The organism is Amycolatopsis kentuckyensis, assembly GCF_002155975.1.
Taxonomy (GTDB): domain Bacteria; phylum Actinomycetota; class Actinomycetes; order Mycobacteriales; family Pseudonocardiaceae; genus Amycolatopsis; species Amycolatopsis kentuckyensis.
Genome location: NZ_MUMI01000291.1, coordinates 1 through 14,868, shown reverse-complemented (window position 1 = coordinate 14,868; position 14,868 = coordinate 1). Strand labels below are relative to the sequence as shown.

The window sequence follows — 14,868 nt, the reverse complement described above, 5'->3', positions numbered from 1 at the left end:
CGCAAACCCGCAAAGTGGCCTCTGAACTGCGGGTTTGCTGGCGGGTTTTGGTGCGGGTTTCTCTCGGAGGAACCCGAAACCCGCGGGTTTTGCGGGTTTCTCTACCGACCTCTCCCGAGAAACCAGCCTCCCTCTGCCAGCTTCTTTTCCCTGGTCACAGACTTACATGGTGATCGTTTGCGGGTTTGCGGGTTTTGCGGGTTTTTCTGGCGCCTGTGCTCCTAGGAGGCTTGCTGCTGCACCCACCACACCCGGCTGTTGAGGTGCTTGTTGGTTTCGCTGCGTAACACGACGTCGCCGTGCCACCGGTCGATCTGGCCGCGCAGCCGCCACCCAAGCGACTTCGCCGTGAGCGGCTTGCCAGCCGCGGTGGTCGGGAACGTCCCGGCCCACGGGTCGGTCCCGGCGGTCGGCTCGCCGGACTGGCGCAGCTGCTGCGCGGTCAGCTTCACGTCGCCGTGCACGTCCAGCCAGGCCATCAGGAACGAGCGCCACTCGCTGTCCTCCTCATCCAGCTCCCGCGCCGCGTCGGCGTTGCCGAGGAACCCACCGACCTGGTGGTGCTCGAGGAACCCGCCGAGGTGCCGCGCCCACGGGGTGAACTGCCGCATCTGCGGCACAGAACTGGCTTTCGGTGCGCCGTTGTTGGTCCAGTCGAGGATCAGGACCAGCACGTGCCGCAGCACGGTGGCCCGGTTGCCCGGGTCGAGGATCCACGAGTCGAGGTTCGGGATCGTGAATCCCGTCCGGGCCTCCGGGCGCGGGCAGTTCGGGTCGAGGCGCACCCACACCGAGCGGGAGGCCATGTCCCCGCCGGTGCGCAGGTTGTTGCCGGTGGCCAGCCACAACCGGTCGTTGACGAAGTTCGCCGCCGCGTTGGTGCCCAACCTGCGGTCCGACCAGTTCCGCTCGGTACCAGCCGAGCCAGCACGGCCGAGTTGACCATGGCGCCCTCGGCGAGGTTGTCGAACACGATCACCCCGACCGAATCGGCCAGCACGGTGGTGATGGCCTTGCGCAGTTCCTCCTCGGAGTCGGTCCAGGTCAGCACCCGCTGCCCGACCAGCAGCCCGACGCAGCCGGCCAGGATGGTTTTGCCGGAGCCGGGCATGGAGGCCTCGATCATCCCGAACGGCGAGAGCGCCCGGGTGTAGGGGCGGATCAGCGGGGTGACCAGCAGCGCCAGGTAGTTGGCGCGGTCGGCGTCGCTGCGCCACGGGAAGTCCCGCAGGAACCGTTCCAGCAGGAACTCCCGCGACTCGGCGACCTCGGCCGCGGTGGGCTGCTCCGGGATCCGGCCGAGGTGCTGGTTGCCGACCAGGTAGAACCCGGTGGCCGGGTCGTAGCCGGGGTCCTGCAGCAGCGTGCCGTCCCGGCGTAGTACCGGGGTGGAGATGATCCGGTGCAGCACCGGCAGCTTCGGCCACGACCGCCGCGACAAAACGGCGTTCAGGACGGTGGCGTTCGGGGTGGTTTCCACCTCCTTCCCCTCGCGTTTGACGTCGATGACTTCGGCGTGCTCGGCCAGTAGGGAGGCGAGCAGCGGTGGTTTGAGGACCGAGGCGGTGATGGGCAACGCCACGTCGGCATCCCCGGCCTCGGTGTCCTCGGTGGCGCCGGAGATCTCCTCCACCACCACCGGGGCGCCCTCGGACACGTAGGTGTTCGGGATGATCCGGTCGTCCAACGCGCCGGTGAGGATGCGGATGGCGTCCGGGTCCTCACCGATGCGCAGCCGCGGGCGACCCGTGTTGCCCAGCGGCCACAGCGACCGGGCTTGTGCGGGCGTGCTGGCCATGGCGTTCCCCTTCGTCGTGCGGGTAGTGCTTATCGCGTGTGAACTGTGGCGAAACGGGGGTGCGGTGGTCCCCAGCGATGCTTGCCTGAAGAAGCCAGGCAGTAAGGTGGCCGGCCATGGATGCAACTCGACTTCAGGTGTCGTCTCAGCGCTGGATGACGACAGGGCTTGAGGCGTTCTCCGCCGGAGAAGAGTTCTTCGACTTCGCCGTACACCACCACGGAGTCGCGCTGGAGCATCTACTAAAGGCGTATCTCGCGTCTCTGCATCCCGCGCTCATCGCCGAAGCCAAAGACTTCGATTCGATGCTTCACGCGACGGGCCACAGTGGCCGCGCAACGCGCCCTAGCACGCGGTCGAAAACCATTGGCCTTGCCGAAGCCTTTAGCAGAGTAAGGAAGTTGCTTCCGAGGCAGATCACGGTGACGGACCAGGAGTTCGAACCTGTTTTGGCTGCCCGAAATGGCGTAGCGCATGCAGGTCACCATGACCCCGCCGAGAGCCGTCAGGTGTTGACCACCTGCATGCGGATTGCCGATCCGCTGTTGCTGGAAGTGGGCCTATCGTCCGACGAATACTGGGGCGACTACGGAGACCTTCACCGGCAACTCATTGACCAACACGTCAACGAACTTGCGATCACGACGGCCGCAAAGATTGCGCATGCCAGAGCCGCATATCAACGACGGATTAATGGGCTGATGATGCAACAGCGCATCCAACTTGTCGCGGGATTATCTGCGGTCAGCATGCACGCAACAGACTGCGACAAACAGGTGGATTGCCCCGCATACGAAGGTAAGGGCTGGCTTCACGGAGTCGTCCATACCGAATTTGAGGCCATGAAGCGCAAAGGGTATACCGGGGTGTACACCAAAGGATTTGAGACGCTCTTTGCGCGTTCTTATGATTGTTCCTTATGTGGCCTCATGCTCGAAGGTGAAGAAATTCGACAAGTCGGCCTTCCGACGGAGGTTTTGATTGAAGTCGATGAATCAGTTCCCGGTCATGAGTTGGATAAGAAATGATGATCGAGACCTTGAAGATGGTTCAAACTGATTACGCGGCCGGTTCAAGCGGTTCACCGGTAAAGATCTCGATCAAGGCGGAGGCGAGCACTTCGGCCATGGCGGGCGGGACGGCGTTGCCCCAGCCGCGGACCTGCTTGCGCTTGGAGCGGGCGACCTTCGGGGGCACCTTGTAACCGGGCGGGAATCCCATTCCGGCGGCGATTTCGTGTGGGTCGAGCATCCGGAACGTGCACAATTCGACCGGCGGTGTGCCGCCGATGAGGGCGTAGCGGTCCCGCGTGGTCAATGTCCCGATCGGCTGGTCGGTTCGCTGGGTGCCGCCGTTGCCGTAGTAGGCCATCAGCAGCGCCAGTTCGCCCGGTTCGGTCGGCGGGCCGACCAGGCCGTGGTGGTTGCCGCCGGCCGAGACGGTGGGGATCGGGCCGTCCACGGGGTAGGCGGCGGTGGCGGAGCCGCCGTTGCGCTGGATCGAGATGAACGGCGGCACCACCACCGCGGTTTCCCGGCGGCAGGTCTGCGTCCGCATCGGCTGCTCCACCGTGGTGGCGGTGTCGACCCCGGCGCGGGCGGCGCACGAGACGAGCAGCGGCGGGCACACCAGCCCGTCGGTCTCCCGGGTGGTGCGCGTGGGCAGCGGCTCGCCGACGCTGGTGGCGTGCTGGCGCCACGTCCCGCCCGCCGGGGTCAGCAGCGCCCCGACGTGGCGGGCCAGCCCGGCCTCGATCCGGTCCATGGTGTTCTCGGTCAGCGGGTCCGGCCGGCCGTGGTCGTCGACCCGTTCCCCGATCCGCGGGCCGGGGTCGAGCGACCAGTCGATGATCGTGGAGGCCGGGAGCACGGCGGGTTCGACGATCTGGTGGCGGCAGGCTCGGTGCGGGCAGCGGTAGACGTACTGGCCGTGGCGAATGCCGTAGACGCCCATCGTGTTGCGGGGGTCCTTGAACACCTGCACCGCGCTGACGACCTGGTCGCAGGCCGGGCAGTATGCCTGGGGGCCGCAGCCACTTGTCCCAGTCCGGGTCCCGGCCCAGGCTCTCGTGCCAGTAGACCAGGAAGAACCGGTTTCGGCTCTGCGCGACCTTCCCGAGGGTTGGGCCGGTGACGTGCATGGCGTTGAGCGCAATCACCTTGGTGCGGTAGCCCTCGGCCTCGATCTCGCGGCGCCAGCGGCCGAACTGATCCCACTTCACGACCTGGACCACGTTCTCCACCACGCCCCCGAGCACCGGCTTGCCGCGCCGGTTCATCGCCTGCAAGTAGCGCGGGATCTCCTCCATCAGCGCCCGCGCCCGCGCGGTCTCCGGGTTGAGCGCCCGCGGCCCGGTCACCGGGTCGAACAGCACCCCTTGCGTGCTCTGGTCGAAGTCCCGTTTCTGGCCGCGGGCGTCGCACCACGGCGGGCACGACGGCGAGGACCAGAAGAAGTCGACCCGGGGGAACTTGCCGATGTCGGCCTTGGCGATGTCGCCCTCGTAGTGATCCATACGCGGATGGTTGTAGGCGTGGGTGGCGATGGCGTCGGGGTTGTGGTTGGCGGCCAGGATGCCCTCGGTGCCGGGCACGGCCAGCACGCCGGTGGTGTCCCCGCCGAACCCGGCGAACTCGTGGTAGGTGGTGATCGTCATTGGCGGGCCTCCTGCTCGGTCGGTGGCGTGGTGTCGACTTCGGTGACGATGCGGAATCCCTCGGCCAGCAGCGTGAGCGGAGCCAGCACGTAGACCCGGTGCCAGAACTCACGGACGACCGGTTCGGGCACCGGGCGGGCGCGGGCGGCGTTGCACGCGATCGCCACGGTGAGCGGGGCCCGCACGATCACGGCGATCGGGATGGCGGCGTGCTGGCGGGCGAGGGTGAGCCAGGTGCCGCGTTCGGCCGCGGTGGTGGCGGTGGCGTCGACGGTGACTTCGCGCCCGCCGGCCAGCAGCGCGCCCGCGATCGCGTGGACCATCTGGACGGCGGCGGGGGTGGCGGCCTGGTCGTGTTCGTGGCGGCCGAGCACGGCGCGTTCGCGGTCTAGCGACAGCCGGGCCCCGAACCTCCCTTCTGCCAGCTTGCGGGCGCAGTAGGTCGACTTCCCGCAGCCGGGCCCGCCGACCATCACCCGCAGCTCCGGCGGCCGCGGGCCGCTCACGCGGCCACCCGGCCGGTCCGGCGTTCGATGGCCTCGGCCCAGCACGCCGCTGTGGCGGCAACCTGGACAAGTTCGTCGGCCAGCGCGGTCGGGTCGGCTTCGGCGAAGCTCTCGTAGATCTATTCGCGCAGGATGTGCAGCCAGGTGAGGCGGCCTTCGGCGCGGGCGATCTCGGTGGTGAACCGGGCGGTGTGGGCGGCGTCGGCGGCGCGGCGGGATGGCGGCGGTGTGGGGCGAGACGATCGGCTGGGTGGTGGTCATGGTGCGGGCTCGCTTTCGGGAGGCGGGCACGAGAAGGGCCGGGCACACGCGGTGCCCGGCCCTTCCGATGTCCTATGTGGTCAGTGGTGCTAGGTGGGTGGTGATGTCACGGTCTGGTGTTGGCCCGGTCGCCGGTATGCCGGTTGCGCCAGTGGATGCCCGCGCCGGTGGCGCTGGAGAGCGCCCCGGCGGTTGCCAGGGTCGGGCCGATGCTGTGCACGATCGCCAGCACGATGGTGGCCACGGTGCCGATGACAGCGAACAGGGCGAGCAGCGGCAGCCAGGGCGGGATTCGGCGGGGCAGCAGCGCCACTAACCGGGCAGCCAACAGGACGCCGGCGGTGGGCGGCTGCGGTTGGGGGTCGGGCGGCGTGGCCGCCGTCGTGATGTTCTGCACCGTCCCCAGCGTCGTTGGCTATCTCCTGCTACACCACGACGCTTTCGAGTGGACTACGCGGCGGCCGTGGCGGTGTCGCTGTCGTAGAGGGCCCAGCAGTCGTCGCAGTCACACAGCCGGCCGAGCCCGGGGCCGTCGATGGTGCCGGGCTCGATCACGACCGGGTCATGCATCGCCTGGCCGGTCGCGTCGGCCGCGCGCCAGGTCGGGATGACCTCGGGTGCGGCCAGGTCTGCGTTCTGGCAGGCGTAGCCCGCGGCGATGCAGGGGCGGGTGTCGTCCTTGGTGGGGTGGTCGGTGTGGAAGCTGTCCAGGTGCCCGCAGGCGCAGCGGTGGACGATGGCGGCCATCAGGTGTTCCTCCAGTGGTGTCGGTGCTGCAGGGACAGGACGTGGCAGCAAGTGCAGGGCGTGCCAGCCCCTGGCGGTGCACGCGCGGCGGCGGGGCGGTGATCTCGCGCGGCCAAGGTGCCGTGCGTGCCGTGTTGAAGGCGTCGGCTTGAGCGCCGACCGGGTTGGTTGCATAGAGGGCGGAGATGTAACAAGTGGCTGATGAACGGCCCTGGAACCCTGTCGCATCAAGTACGTCAAATTCTGGACAAAAATGCGACACGTCCTTCTGCTTGCGACGAGGCGTTTGTAGACTTCCTTCGCTCAAGGTCAAGCCTTGGGTGCCCCGAAGCTTCCTGTTGGTCCAGGTGGGTTCGAGGATCGGAGGGGTCGCCGTTGCACCGGCGGCCCCTTCTTGCTGCAAGGGTAAAATTACCGAGAGTAGTTGTTCTCGCCTTTTTGCTTCCTGTGCGTCAGAATCAGGCCTTCCGCGTCCGGGGTGCAACCCGGGCATGGAAGTTGTTCCACTGCTTCAAATCCCACCTGGACCTGAACAGGAAAGGTTTCCTTCATGACACCGCGGAGACGCCGTCACCCCGCATGCAGTACGCCCGAACTCGACCCGGGTTGGCCGACCCGACGGGCCCGCGAAACGATCTTTTTCGTGATCGTCATTCAGGCATTCACCGGCTTCTTGATCGTTCGTGGCTACCCCGTACAGGCCGCGCTTGCGGCTAGCGGCGCAACGGTCGTGGTTGCGCACGAAAGTATCCGCGTCGCCGGTCGGCTGCGGTTTCGCGGCCGACTGGCCCGATAGCGTCAGCCGTGCACACGCACGGCTGATCCGGGGCGTCATCTAGCTTCCTTGATGACGCCCCGCGCTATCGCGCAGGCGGAGCGTCCTCGGGATGTCTTCAAGACGCCCGAGGACGCTTCGGGGACGTTGCTCGACCTGGACCTGATGCCTGAGGCTTCCGGGTTGGCAAATCTGGGCCCGGCCGCTGTGGTCAGTGCCTTCGGTCAGGCGGCGCGGCCGGCGCCGCGGCGCGGGGTGATCCGGCGCTTGTTGTTTCCTCCGGCGCGGAGGGCGGTGTCGATGACGCCGTCGTCCTTGACGGCGGAGTCGGGGGTGTTCCAGGTGGCGACCGCGGCGCGCAGCTCGGCGCGGGCGTAGTTCTCGTCCAGTAGCCCGGCGCTGGCCAGCTGGCCGAGGGCGTAGGCGGCGGTGGAGAGGACCCGGTTTCGGGTCCCCGGCCGGGCTGCCGCCACCCGGGCGCACTCGGCCTGCACCGCCTTGGCCGCGTACACGCTCGGCGCGGCCACGGAGGTCTGGTCGCGGCCGGAGGTGGCCGTGGTGCCGCGTTCGACGTTGGCCTGGACCAGCCACCCCGGCAGCTCGACCGGGTCGGTGTCGTCGTGCAGCTCGTAGGCACCGTCCGGGCGGACGCTGCCGGGGGCCATGGCGTAGCCGCCCCAGCCGCGGGTGTCCACGTGCGGCGCGATCGTCTTGACCGTGCCCGCCAGCCGACACCCAGGCGGGACGGTGAACCACAGCTGTCGCCCACCGCTGGGAGTCGTGGTTGTCCACGTGTCCGGCAGCGGCCCGGCCCGGCGGGCGGCCAGCTCGGTCAGCTCAGCCCACCCGTCCGGCCCGGCGGGCTCGCCGGGCTTGGGGACGTCGCAGTCGATGACGTGCAGCCCGGATTTTCCCGCGTACACGGCGACGTTGTACGGCGCTCGGGCCCAGACCCGGGTGATCACCTCCGGGTCGGTGGTGGCCAGGTGCTCAGGGAAGACGTGCCCGCCGGTGCACGGTCCGCGGCCGGGGCAGGTGTCCTTGCGGTGCCACGCGGGCGGGAACTTGCGGCCGGGCTGGATCGGGAACACCGCCCATCCTGTGGCTGCCCGGTCAAGTCACCCAGCCCGGCCCGGCCGGCACCTTGACCGTGGACGCCTGCACCCTCGACTTCGGCCGCCTCACTAGCACGCCCGGCCCCGATCCCGGCCCCCAGGTCGGCCACCTCACGCTCACACAGCAGCACGGCGAAGGGCAGCTCGTGACCGGCTACGTGGACTGCTAGCCCCTGTGGCGCCTGTCGAACGCCGTCGACCGCTGGCACGTCCAGCCAGACATGACCGTCAGCCACGAACGCAGGCCCGCACGGTCGCGGCTTCAGGATGATCGCGCCCTGTCGAGGTTTGCGCGGATGGTCCTGGTTGTGGGGTGGTCGAGTCCTAGCGCCCGCTCGCTGTCGGCGAGGGTGGCTTCGTACAGGGTGATCGCCCGCTTGAGGTCACCGGCAGCCTGATGGGCGTAGGCCAGGTTGTTCCGCGAGGTCAGCGCGTCGGGGTGGTCGGTGCCCAGCACTCGCTCGCTGTCGGCGAGGGTGGCTTCGTACAGCGGGATCGCCCGGTTGAGATCACCGGCAGCCTGGTAGGCGCCGGCCAGGTTGTTCCGCGAGGCCAGGGTGTGGGGGTGGTCGGGTCCCAGTACTCGCTTCCGATCGGCGAGGGTGGCCTCGTGCAGCGGGATCGCCCGGTTGAGATCACCTGCCGTCTGGTAGGCGCCGGCCAGGTCGTTCCGCGAGGCCAGGGTGTCGGGGTGGTCGGGTCCCAGTACTCGCTTCCGATCGGCGAGGGTGGCCTCGTGCAGCGGGATCGCCCGGTTGAGATCACCGGCAGTCTGGTAGGCGTTGGCCAGGTTGTTCCGCGAGATCAGGGTGGCGGGGTGGTCGGTGCCCAGCACTCGCTCGTTGTCGGCGAGGGTGGCTTCGTACAGGGGGATCGCCCGCTTGAGGTCACCCGCCGCCTGATGGGCGTAGGCCAGGTTGTTCCGCGAGGCCAGGGTGTCGGGGTGGTCGGGTCCCAGTACTCGCTTCCGATCAGCGAGGGTGGCCTCGTATAGGGGGATCGCCCGCCCCAGATCACCCGCCGCGCGGTAGGCGTAGGCCAGGTTGTTCCGCGAGATCAGGGTGTCGGGGTGGTCGGGTCCCAGTACTCGCTTCCGATCGGCGAGGGTGGCCTCGTGCAGCGGGATCGCCCGGTTGAGATCACCGGCAGCCTGGTAGGCGCCGGCCAGGTCGTTCCGCGAGGCCAGGGTGTCGGGGTGGTCGGGTCCCAGTACCCGCTTCCGATCGACGAGGGTGGCCTCGTACAGCGGGATCGCCCGCTTGAGATCACCGGCAGCCTGGTAGGCGCTGGCCAGGTTGTTCCGCGAGGTCAGCGCGTCGGGGTGGTCGGTGCCCAGCACTCGCTCGTAGTCGGCGAGGGTGGCCTCGTACAGCGGGATCGCCCGCTTGAGGTCACCCGCCGTCTGATGGGCGTAGGCCAGGTTGTTCCGCGAGCTCAGGGTGTGGGGGTGGTCGGTGCCCAGCACTCGCTCGTAGTCGGCGAGGGTGGCCTCGTGCAGCGGGATCGCCCGCTTGAGGTCACCCGCCGTCTGATGGGCGTAGGCCAGGTTGTTCCGCGAGATCAGGGTGACGGGGTGGTCGGGACCGTGGAGGCGCTGGAAGCTGTCGCAAGCGCGGGTTAAGTAGTTAATGGCGGTACCGACGTCGCCCTGCCCGTCGAGGTAGAGGCCCAGCTCGTTGAGCAGGCGGCTGGTCTGGGTGGTGTCGGCATCGGGCGTGGTGTGTTCCAGCAGAGCCCGCGCATGAGGCAGGACCATCCGGTAGGCAGGCCAGTCCGCGGGAGTGTGCGGGTCCAGGTCGGAGAGCGCAGCCGACAGGAAGGTCGCGGTGTTGTCGCAGGCAGTGGCGATGTCGGCGGGCTGCCGGTGCGGGTCGGCCGGGTCGGGGGTGCGGGTGACCGCCTGAACCAGACGGTGCACAGCCACGGTGTCTCCGGTCAGGGTGATCATGCTGTAGGCGGCCAGGCGGCCCAGCGCCTCGGACAGCTCGGGTTCCTCAACCTCGCCGGCGAGCAGGTCTCGGGGGATGCCGTCCGGGGCGAACCACGCCAGTTGCCGCAGTACCCGTCCCGCGGCCGGGGTGTCGGCCAGACGGTCGAGGGTGACGTGCCAGACCCTGGCCATCGTCCGCTGTGCGTCACCACCCTCCGCCGTCGCGCTGAACATCCGCGCCGGAAACCGCGCCAGCAAGTCGAGATAGCCGGCAGGACTGGTACGGGTCTGGGCCAGGTACGCGGCCGCCTGCTCGACCGCCAGCGGCAGCCATCCCAGCTCGCGACACAACCGGTCCGCGCTGGCCAGATCCGCCTCCGGCCACTCCGACCGCACGATCCGGGTCAGTAGCTGCACCGCCTCGTCGGCGGTGAGCACGTCCAGCGCCACCGTCTCCCCGGTCCGCCATCCCGAGCGCTGACGACTGGTGATCACTACCGTGCCGGTCCGCACCCGGCTCAACAGGGCCGCCACGTCCTGTGGGCTGGTCACGTTGTCTAGCACCAGCAACCAGTCCTCATGGGTCGCCAGCCACCGCACACCCAGCTCCACCCGCTGCTCCGACGGTAGCTTCGCCGTCTCCGGTGCCAGCGCGGCAGCCAACTCCCCCAATCCAGTCTCGATCGCCGTCGGTGAATCCGCCGTTACCCACCACACCAGGGAAAACCGGTCGGTGTGCAGTTCGGCGAACCGGGCGGCCAGGGTGCTTTTGCCGACGCCGCCCAAGCCGTGTACCGCCACCACCACCGCACGACCACCCGACCCGGTCACCATCGACTCCAGCCGCGCCAGTTCCTGTGTTCTGCCCACGAACACGCTCGGCTCTGCCGGGACACGTCCCACCCCTGGTACGGCCGGGAGCGACTCCATCACCGGGCCGCCCGGGGCGTTGACCACCAGGTCACCCTGCACAATTCCCACCGCAGGACCAGCGGTGCTACTGACGCCGCCCTCGACCGAGGCTGGCCGGGCCGACGATGTCCCCGGCGCGGGTTGGCCTACTCCCGCGCCGGCGGCGGAGGGTCCGGTGGCGCACCACCCACCTGCCCGAAGTTCACCCCCACCGTCGGCCCCGAACCGGAACCGCCCGACACGCCACCAGCGATGTTCACGCCCTGGTTCGAAGCAGATTGCGACGCCACCGGCTCAGCAGCAGGGGCATCGGCGGCGGTGGCACGCCCCTGCCGCACCGCGATCACCAACGCCACCACCCCGACCAGCAGGCCGCCAATGCCCGCGAGCCAGCTCAAGGCCTCCACGACCGGCCGAGCGTTACTGCCTTTATCACCCAGCCAGGCGAGCAGCCCGAACCGCAACACCGCCCACACCGCCACGCCACCCGCTGCCGCGCTACCGGCAGCCAACCACCACCCCTGCTTGCGACCGGCCACACAAACCCCCTACGTCCCGCCCATACAGCACATCCAACCGTACGAACTAGTCGTAGATCAGCCGCTGAGCGCTACACCGAACGCCGTCGACCGCTGGCACGTCCAGCCGGACATGACCGTCATCTACGAACGCAGGACCGGCAAGTTCGAAGAGGCCCGTGTGCTGACCGCCAGCACTCTCCGAGACACCTCGCTGTGGGTCAAAGTCCCACCCGCGCTGACGTGACTCTCCGTTGATCCCGGGTGTCCTTTGCTGAGTTCGGCCGGGGGCCCAAAAGGGGCTCAACGAGGGTCTCAGCCGCCGTCGTTCGCACGGGTTCGAAACGACCGTCGACGAGCGCTGACCTGCATTTATCTACCCCGCGGACCGTGCTGAACAGACAACCGAAGACCTGAAAAGCAGAGGGGCGGTGTCATCTGCTGCTGCGTATCGTCGGCGCGGCGTGTTGCAAGTCGTGGTGACGGTGCGACTGTGGGGGCATGGAGATTGAGTTGGCGGACGCGGTGGCCTCGGTGCGGGACGAGCTGATGACGGCTGCGGCGCGGGGAGCCGACAGCGATGTCGCGTTCGTAGTGGGGCCGATCGAGCTGGAATTCGCGGTGGAGATGCGCCGGTCCGCCAAGGCGAAGGCCGGGTTTAAGGCGTGGCTGGTCTCCGCCGATGTTGAGGGTGAGGTGGCGCGGGGCCGAACGCACAAGGTCAAACTGACGCTTACCCCGAAGAAGCCGGGCGGCGGAGATCTGCTGGTTGCGGGTGATCAGGCCCGGCCGATGGGGCCGGGTGAGGTGTCTGGGCACATCGAGCACTGACAGGAGAGTGTGGGGTGTGGGAGCGGGTCACCGCGGTCACCGGTCCGGGCGGCCCGGGGTCTGGCTACGAGGTAGCACCAGCACTGGTGCTGACTTCTGCGCACGTAGTGGCTGAGGTCGGGGCGTCGGTGTCGGTGTTTCATCCGGGCCGGACCGGGGTGTTCACCGGGACGGTCGTTTGGTGCGGCACTCCGGGCGGGACGGATGACGCGGCGTTGGTCGCGGTCGATGACGCCGCCTGGGAACCGGCCCCTGGTCACGTCGGGTGGGGCCGATCGGTCACCCATCGCCCGCGCCTGGACTGCGAGAGCTGGGGCGTGCCGAATCTCGTGCAGCGGCCAGACCGCCCGATCGACGTGGTGCAGGCGACCGGCACCCTCAACCCCGGCGACCGGATCGTCGGCAACCGCTACGTGGCTCAGCTGGACGGGTTCCCGCCTCAAGGCGATTCGCCGTGGGGCGGGATGTCCGGGGCCGCGCTGCTGAGCGAGGGCCTGGTCCTCGGGGTGATCGCGACCGAGCCGGCCGACCGCGGACACGCCGTGCTGGAGGCGGTGCCGGCATCGCTGTTGCTGCGCGACCTGGCGTTCGCCGCGGCCCTCACCACACACGGCGGATCCAGCGGGGTCAGGTGCGAAGCGGTGGAGCTGCGTCAGCTGGCCGACGCGCAGGCGAAGATGCCGAGCGGGCAGGCGGTGCCGTCGCCGGCGGGGTTGCTGCCCGCGCGGCGCGCGGTCGTTCCCTTCCACGGCCGCACCGACCTGGTCACCGACCTCACTGCGTGGGCGAACGAGCCTGGCCTCGGGGTGTGGCTGCTGCATGGCCGGGGCGGCCAGGGGAAAACTCGCTTGGCGCACCACTTCGGCGAGCAGCTCGCTCAGAAAGGCTGGGCGACGCTCTGGCTGGACCCGCGGGCGTCTGCGGCCGAGCTGGACGTGCTAGCGGAGGTTCGGGTGCCGCTGCTGGTGGTGCTGGACTACGCCGAGGGTCGAACCACTCAACTCGCCGACCTCGCTGACCTGCTCGCCCGGCGAGCTGGTTCGGTTCCGGTGAAACTGCTGTTGCTCGCCCGGACCGCGGGTGGCTGGTGGACCGACACTCTGCCCAAGGCGGGTGATGCGGTACGGGACCTGGCCGAGGTCGCCCAGGTCGCGGCGCTGCCGGTGCTGGACGACACGAGCCAGGATCGGCAGGACAGTTACCGGGCGGCGGTAAACGCTTTCGCCGTCGCGCTCACCCGGGTTCCGGGCCACGAGGACAAGCCATGGGCCGCGGCCGCAGCCCGCTTGACCGAGTCCACCGCGCGGGAGGTGGACGGCCCGACTGTGCTGGCCGTCCAGATGACCGCCTTGGCCGACTTGCTCGACAGCACCGCTCCGACGACGCCAGAGATTAGCGGCTCCGTCCAAGGACCTGAGGACCGGTTGCTCCAGCACGAAAGCAAATGCTGGGCAGCCAATGCCGAGGACTTGGGACTCAGCTTGACAGCGCAGAAGGACGCAGTCGCGGCCACCGCATTGCTCGGCCCCGCGACGGCCCAAGAGCTGGAGTCGGTTGTGGAGTGCGTTCCAGCCGTGGCCGACCTGTCCCGCGATCGCCGAGACGCCGTGCGTGCCTGGTTGCTGCACCTCTATCCCGGCACGGAACCCCACACCTTCGCTGGGCTGGCACCAGACCGGCTCGCGGAACGCCTGATCGGCCGACTGCTGGTGGACACCACGCGCACCAGCATCGTCGAGGTCATCGCCGCTGAGGTTGACGAGGCCAATGCGGAACGGCTGCTGACGGTGACGACCCGGGCCGCGGCGCACGCCGTCGTGCAGCCTCTGGCCGCCGAGGTTTTAACTTCGCTGTGCTTGCGCCACTTCGGCTTGCTGGTCCCGGCGGTCCGGGTGGCGCCGCGCATCGAGCGCCCCGCCCCGTTGCTACGCGCGCTCAAGGAGGCAGTTACCTCCAACGCAATCAGCACTGCCACGCTGCTCAGGCTGGCGGGCGGGCTACCCCAGCACACGCAAGTCCTGGCTGATACGGCTGCCGACATCACCAGAGCGATCGTCAACCGACAGCGACAAGCCCTCGCGGACGATCCTTCCCTGAGCGTGGCGGACCTTGCCACGAGCCTCAACAACCTCACGGTCCGACTCGGTGACCTCGGCCGTTACGAAGACGCCTTGGCCGCGATCAACGAAGCCGTCGATGCCTGTCGCCAGCTGGCCGAACAACGCCCCGATGCCTACCTGCCCAGCCTCGCCATGAGCCTCAACAACCTCGCCGTGCAGCTCGGTGACCTCGGCCGGTACGAAGAGGCCTTGGCCGCGATCAACGAAGCCACTGACATCCGACGCCAACTGGCCGTGCAACGCCCCGACGTCTACCTGCCCGACTTCGCCACGAGCCTCAACAACCTCGCCGTGCAGCTCGCCAACCTCGGCCGACACGAAGAGGCCATGGCCGCGATCAACGAAGCCGTCGATGCCTACCGCCAACTGGCCGAACAACGCCCCGATGCCTACCTGCACGACCTCGCCACGAGCCTCAACAACCTCGCCGTGCAGCTCGCCAACCTCGGCCGACACGAAGACGGCTTGGCCGCGATCAACGAAGCCGTCGATGCCTGCCGGCAACTGGCCGAACAACGCCCCGATGCCTACCTGCCCAACCTCGCCAAGAGCCTCAACAACCTCGCCGTGCAGCTCGCTGACCTCGGCCGACACGAAGACGGCTTGGCCGCGATCAACGAAGCCGTCGATGCCTACCGCCAACTGGCCGAACAACGCCCCGACGCCTACCTGCCCGACTTCGCCACGAGCCTCAACAAC

The 14,868-nt window shown here is 68.7% G+C and carries 12 protein-coding genes and 1 pseudogene; 3 read left to right on the top strand and 10 right to left on the bottom strand.

The window, feature by feature from the left end:
- Positions 1–221: 221 nt before the first annotated feature.
- Together CCN39_RS51915 and CCN39_RS27070 are read right to left on the bottom strand one after the other, a co-directional pair.
- Positions 222–686: a hypothetical protein gene (locus tag CCN39_RS51915; protein WP_244211033.1), complete on the bottom strand. Its 465-nt coding sequence runs from the start codon at positions 684–686 to the stop codon at positions 222–224.
- Positions 662–1,798 carry a hypothetical protein gene (locus tag CCN39_RS27070; RefSeq protein ID WP_244211032.1) on the bottom strand — a complete coding sequence of 379 codons (1,137 nt, stop codon included), beginning with the start codon at positions 1,796–1,798 and terminating at the stop codon, positions 662–664. Before CCN39_RS27070 ends, CCN39_RS51915 begins: the two co-directional genes overlap by 25 nt.
- 116 nt (positions 1,799–1,914) lie before the next feature.
- Between CCN39_RS27070 and CCN39_RS49525 the strand changes: the two genes are divergently transcribed.
- On the top strand, positions 1,915–2,826 hold the full coding sequence (locus tag CCN39_RS49525) for a hypothetical protein (protein ID WP_143264159.1): 912 nt from the start codon (positions 1,915–1,917) through the stop codon (positions 2,824–2,826).
- A 31-nt stretch (positions 2,827–2,857) separates the two neighbouring features.
- Here CCN39_RS49525 and CCN39_RS51910 read toward each other — a convergent pair whose 3' ends face one another.
- The 8 genes and pseudogenes from CCN39_RS51910 to CCN39_RS27030 form a co-directional block, all read right to left on the bottom strand.
- Complete coding sequence (locus tag CCN39_RS51910; RefSeq protein WP_244211031.1) at positions 2,858–3,775, bottom strand: DNA cytosine methyltransferase; 918 nt, start codon at positions 3,773–3,775, stop codon at positions 2,858–2,860.
- Between the two features lie 445 nt (positions 3,776–4,220).
- A pseudogene (locus tag CCN39_RS51905) lies at positions 4,221–4,454 on the bottom strand (DNA cytosine methyltransferase); the annotation flags it as partial.
- Positions 4,451–4,960 (bottom strand): AAA family ATPase, encoded by a 510-nt coding sequence (locus CCN39_RS27060; protein WP_086846580.1) that lies wholly within the window; start codon positions 4,958–4,960, stop codon positions 4,451–4,453. The gene CCN39_RS27060 and the pseudogene CCN39_RS51905, both read right to left, overlap by 4 nt.
- 367 nt (positions 4,961–5,327) lie before the next feature.
- Entirely contained in the window at positions 5,328–5,618 is a 291-nt protein-coding gene (locus tag CCN39_RS27055) for a hypothetical protein (protein ID WP_086846579.1), read from the bottom strand.
- 53 nt (positions 5,619–5,671) lie between these two features.
- Entirely contained in the window at positions 5,672–5,968 is a 297-nt protein-coding gene (locus CCN39_RS27050; RefSeq protein WP_086846577.1) for a hypothetical protein, read from the bottom strand.
- 999 nt (positions 5,969–6,967) lie between these two features.
- A complete protein-coding gene (locus CCN39_RS27045; RefSeq protein WP_086846575.1) occupies positions 6,968–7,834 on the bottom strand; it encodes a bifunctional DNA primase/polymerase in 867 nt (288 codons plus the stop codon).
- 286 nt (positions 7,835–8,120) lie between these two features.
- Complete coding sequence (locus CCN39_RS27035) at positions 8,121–10,658, bottom strand: tetratricopeptide repeat protein (protein WP_208630396.1); 2,538 nt, start codon at positions 10,656–10,658, stop codon at positions 8,121–8,123.
- A 188-nt stretch (positions 10,659–10,846) separates the two neighbouring features.
- On the bottom strand, positions 10,847–11,239 hold the full coding sequence (locus CCN39_RS27030; RefSeq protein WP_143264158.1) for a hypothetical protein: 393 nt from the start codon (positions 11,237–11,239) through the stop codon (positions 10,847–10,849).
- A 480-nt stretch (positions 11,240–11,719) separates the two neighbouring features.
- On the opposite strand from CCN39_RS27030, the gene CCN39_RS27025 reads away from it, so the two are divergent.
- Together CCN39_RS27025 and CCN39_RS27020 are read left to right on the top strand one after the other, a co-directional pair.
- Positions 11,720–12,049, top strand: coding sequence for a trypco2 family protein (locus CCN39_RS27025; protein ID WP_086846570.1), 330 nt, complete (start codon positions 11,720–11,722; stop codon positions 12,047–12,049).
- A 317-nt stretch (positions 12,050–12,366) separates the two neighbouring features.
- The coding region (locus tag CCN39_RS27020; RefSeq protein WP_208630395.1) for a tetratricopeptide repeat protein at positions 12,367–14,868 on the top strand (2,502 nt) is incomplete at its 3' end.